At 41.8% G+C, this 4,527-nt stretch carries 7 protein-coding genes; 3 read left to right on the forward strand and 4 right to left on the reverse strand.

Features of this window, described 5'->3' with window-relative positions:
• On the reverse strand, nucleotides 1-402 hold a 402-nt coding region (locus tag PX481_RS02000; protein WP_288093430.1), incomplete at its 3' end, for an NAD(P)/FAD-dependent oxidoreductase.
• 246 nt (nucleotides 403-648) lie between these two features.
• Here PX481_RS02000 and PX481_RS02005 point away from each other — a divergent pair.
• Both PX481_RS02005 and PX481_RS02010 read left to right on the forward strand, forming a co-directional pair.
• Nucleotides 649-1,833: an AAA family ATPase gene (locus PX481_RS02005; protein WP_288093432.1), complete on the forward strand. Its 1,185-nt coding sequence runs from the start codon at nucleotides 649-651 to the stop codon at nucleotides 1,831-1,833.
• Entirely contained in the window at nucleotides 1,833-2,423 is a 591-nt protein-coding gene (locus PX481_RS02010; protein WP_288093434.1) for a DUF4276 family protein, read from the forward strand. Before PX481_RS02005 ends, PX481_RS02010 begins: the two co-directional genes overlap by 1 nt.
• Nucleotides 2,424-2,862: 439 nt before the next feature.
• On the opposite strand, the gene PX481_RS02015 is transcribed toward PX481_RS02010, so the two are convergent.
• Together PX481_RS02015 and PX481_RS02020 are read right to left on the reverse strand one after the other, a co-directional pair.
• On the reverse strand, nucleotides 2,863-3,255 hold the full coding sequence (locus tag PX481_RS02015; RefSeq protein WP_002756950.1) for a DUF4278 domain-containing protein: 393 nt from the start codon (nucleotides 3,253-3,255) through the stop codon (nucleotides 2,863-2,865).
• A gap of 154 nt (nucleotides 3,256-3,409) precedes the next feature.
• Entirely contained in the window at nucleotides 3,410-3,811 is a 402-nt protein-coding gene (locus tag PX481_RS02020; protein WP_002756949.1) for an FHA domain-containing protein, read from the reverse strand.
• 295 nt (nucleotides 3,812-4,106) lie between these two features.
• Here PX481_RS02020 and PX481_RS02025 point away from each other — a divergent pair, with 295 nt between their 5' ends.
• Nucleotides 4,107-4,280, forward strand: coding sequence for a hypothetical protein (locus tag PX481_RS02025; RefSeq protein ID WP_167341553.1), 174 nt, complete (start codon nucleotides 4,107-4,109; stop codon nucleotides 4,278-4,280).
• Between the two features lie 63 nt (nucleotides 4,281-4,343).
• Here PX481_RS02025 and PX481_RS02030 read toward each other — a convergent pair.
• A partial coding sequence (locus PX481_RS02030) for a zinc ribbon domain-containing protein (RefSeq protein WP_288093437.1) occupies nucleotides 4,344-4,527 on the reverse strand: 184 nt, incomplete at its 5' end.

Raw genomic sequence — 4,527 nt, forward strand, 5'->3', positions numbered from 1 at the left:
TCCTTGGGATGTGGTAACTTGCCAGTGATCTTGGACGAATTTGATCTGGGTAACTTCGCTGTTATCTTGGATGGTTGCCCCGACTGCGATCGCCTGTTGACCTAAAAAATCATCGAAACGATCCCTTTGTACCATCCACATTGGTTCTAGCATATTTAACTTAGTGGTGGCGGCATCCCCCTGTTTCCAAGTAAACTCCACTTGGGTGACGGTATTCTCAATCACGGGGGTAAAATCAAAATCAAACCACTGCTTAATTGCTGGGGATACACCACCACCACAGGGTTTATAACGGGGTAATTTCGCTTTATCGAGGATCAGGATCGATCGCCCCTTTTTAGCTAGATGATAACCCGCCGTCGCTCCTGCTGGTCCCGCACCGATGATAATACAGTCAAACATTTGTACTAATTGAAGTCGTTGAACAAATTTATAGACAATTTACGCTATTTTGTCCAACTTGTGTTGAGTCTGGTGACGCTCAGAGGGGATTCTGTCATTGTTGAGCTTGCCTCTCTAGTTTCTAGCTGATTTATCCCCCCATGTCCAAGAGAGCCTAATCTCTGGCTTTTTTGACTAACTAATTGATCAATTATCTTCACCTGATCAATCGTATAATAAAAAAAACTATAACGGCTCGATTATATCATGAAAATTGTTTCTATTAAAATAAAAAACTATCGTATGTTTAAAAATATACACATAAGAGATATTCCCCCTTTTTGCGTGATTATTGGAGCTAACGGCACGGGAAAATCTACTCTATTTGATATTTTTGGGTTTCTGCGAGATGCCCTTAAAAACAACATTCGCCAAGCTTTACAAATTCGCGGCGGTTATAGAGAAATTATCACTAGAGGTCAAGAACAGGAAGATATTGAAATCGAGCTGCAATTTCGCATGAAAATCTTAGATACAGAACGTCTGGTTACTTATATACTTATAATTGGACAAAACAATAATCGTCCCGTTATCAAACGCGAAATACTTCGCTATAAACGGGGTGAACACGGTAAACCTTTTCATTTTTTAGATTTTCAACTTGGTCAAGGATATGCTATCACCAACGAAGAAGATTTTAGTAAACCGGATAAAGAACTCGATCGAGAAGAACAACAGCTAGAATCTAACGATATACTAGCAATCAAAGGATTAGGACAATTTCAACGTTTTAAAGCCGCTACAGCCTTTCGTTCTCTGATTGAAAATTGGCACGTTTCTGACTTTCATATTAGCGAAGCTAGAGGAAGTAAAGAAATATCTTATGCTGAACACTTATCCCCTACTGGCGACAATATAGCTACAGTTGCTCAATATATTTATCAACAATATCCCAAAATTTTTCAGCAAATTCTCGAAAAAATGAAACAACGAGTTCCGGGTATTTCCTCTGTGGAAGCCAAAGAAACCGAAGACGGTCGCTTGATTTTACGTTTTCAAGATCAGGCCTTTAAAGACCCTTTTATTGATCGCTATGTTTCTGACGGAACTATGAAAATGTTCGCTTATTTAATATTACTATTCGATCCCAATCCTCATCCCCTACTCTGTGTCGAAGAACCAGAAAACCAACTTTATCCTACTTTATTAAAAGAACTAGCCGAAGAATTCGCCCACTATAGTGATCGGGGGGGTCAGGTATTTGTTTCTAGCCACTCCCCCGATTTTATCAATGCGGTTCCACTAGCTAGTATTTTCTGGCTAATTAAATGCCAAGGTATCACCAAAATCCATAGGGCTGCCGATAGCGAAATCCTCAAAAACTTAGTAGCGGCAGGCGATTTACCCGGCTATCTTTGGAATCAAGGCTGGTTTGAAGGAGTAGCACCCTAATGAACTATGATATCGTATTTTTGCTAGAAGAGTCATCTATAAAAAATGTGTTAGAAGAACTTTTGCCTAAGCTTATTCCCCCAGAAATCAGCTATAAATGTATTAGTCATCAAGGTAAACAAGACCTAGCAAAATCTATTCCTAGAAAACTCAAAGCTTTCAATAAATCTAGTCCCAATACCAAACTTATTATTGTTCACGATCAGGATTCCCACGACTGTCAAAAACTCAAAAAAGACCTAGGGGAAATTTGTCAAAATGCCAGTGATGCTCAAGTCTTAATTCGGATTATTTGCCATGAATTAGAATCTTGGTTTCTGGGAGATTTAGCAGCGGTGGCCAAGGCGTATAATTTAAATAGTCTCGGTCAAAAACAAAATAAAAGTAAATACAGAGAACCGGACCTGCTTAACTCGGCCAAACAAGAATTAACAAAGCTAGTGAAAGAGTATTATGCAGGAACCCACTCTAAACAGATTGCCCCCCATCTTTCCCTAACTGAAAATAAATCCCGTAGTTTTCAAACTTTTATTCAAGGTATCAAAAATGTTGTGGAAATAATACAACACCCCAATCCGAACCCGAACTAGAATAGACCTCGACCTAATATAATTAAGTAGCTGGTTATAATTAAATTAAAAATGGATTTTAGCTTCGATCCCCCCTAGCCCCCCTTGATAAGGGGGGAAGCCGAAGGCGGGGGGATCCCCCTTGATAAGGGGGGAAGCCGAAGGCGGGGGGATCCCCCTTGATAAGGGGGGTGCCGATCCCCCCTTAGTCCCCCCTTAATTCCCCCTTAATAAGGGGGGCATCTGATCATTTTTAACGCCTACCTACTTAAAAGCTTGTAAGCTCCTAACTAGAGTTGGCTGAAAAAATCTAAAAATCTTGTTGGATAATATCTTTAGGCTTTTTTAAAATCAAAAAGTGCCGGCCCAGGGAGTGAGCGGGGGGAAGATTTAGGCATTTTTGCGCCCAAAAATATTCCCCCCGGCAGAACCGAGGGGAAAGTGGAGAAAAACTGCTAATCTAGCAGTTTAAGGCTAAGTCTTGGGATTCTTTTTTCAAGAGATTAACGAGGGTTTCGTCACCATTCTCTTGAGCGATTTGTAAACGACGTTCCAGACGAAGACGAATATTGTTCAGATGGATGCTAGAAAGGGTTTCCTCTTGGACAACAACAGGGGGTTTGACAACAGGCAACGGACAAGTGCTTGGGATGACTTGTCCGGCAAGATGAGGACGGGTGCTGTAGGCAACTCCACGATACTGACGATGCAGTTTCGGTTCTAATTGGAGCATATGGCGAGGATAATGGTGATTCCAGTCTTGACCTCGGTATTTACCCCCGATATCTCCGGTCTTCATCTCCAAGGGGAGAGAATCCCTTTCGTACTTAACTCCTCGATAGGCTAACGTCATATCACCGACTCCCTGCAATGCTTTAAATTGACTTTAATCTCTCTTGTCGTCCCTATTTAGGGACAGCAAGCTAGAAGATTTTATTTCTTATTCTGTATCTATTTTTACATTTTGTTAGGGAAATTGAAAAAACTTTATAAAAATTTAATATTTTCTAGCTGGCGATAGTATCCTTTTCTGGCTGAGTTTGGTTGCCCACCAAAGGAGCCTCTAGGGATTTGAGGATTAATTTTGGTTGCTCGTCCTCATCAATGAGACGAATTTGAATTTGCGGGCCGGAGGCGGCTAAACGAACCACCATACCATCAACGACGACGGTTTTCTCGACCGGTTTGCCATTGAGAAACGTCCCATTTGCCCCTAAATTTTCCAATTCCCAATCATCGTGGTCATTATTATGGCGGATTTCTAAGTGCCGCCTCGAAACCACAGCACTATAGAGAACTACATGATTATCCAGCGCCCTGCCGATGAGAATGGTTGATTGATCATTGTCAAACTGCCAATGTTGTAGGGGCGTGGCCTGACTGGGGTGTAAAAGAGTTAAAGTGATCACGGTGACTATTGGCGGCAAGATAGAGGCGGTGGACAGGGTAAATTTTATTTGTTGTCAAGATTCGTCCTGGCCATTAAGTCTTCAGTCCTAGCAATGAATATCTCTAGTTAATTGACTCAGCCTTTTCTTTCCATTGTCTCATACTTTCCTCTTCCCTCGGAACCGACCTCCCCCAGAAAATCTAGCCGCTTCGCCCTAGTATTAATAAAACTGATGGGGTATGATTTCCACATTTTGAGCAATTTTTAACCTCTTCAGGGATAAGATAGTGCTGGTGTCACCTAAACATTGATCTATGAGCGGCTTTATTATCAAAATAATCTTGATATCGGCTTTGATTTCCCTGGGAATTAAATATCTTGCCCCTTTATTATCGATCGCTCCCAGTCCTCTTAACACTTTAATTCTGGTTTTTACTCCTTTTCTGCTCACGGTTTTTGCCCTCTGGAGACGGACAATAACTGATTAGGAATTTTTCTCCTTACTCATCTTGACATCCTCGCCGCCGTAAACGGACGGTGATTCCCAAACCTCACGATTTAGGTTTCTGCTTCTTTCCCTTGCGGGGTTCCGCACCTGCCGCCCCAGATTTACTCTGTTCTGGTCTTATGGTCGCTCTACAGACTGACACCGCAAGCCCTGCGGCCAAAATGTTTTTACTGGCGTTAATATCTCGGTCATGGTGAGTCCCACAGTCTGGACAGTCCCATTCTCGA

It is taken from the genome of Microcystis sp. M53603_WE2 (assembly GCF_030065435.1).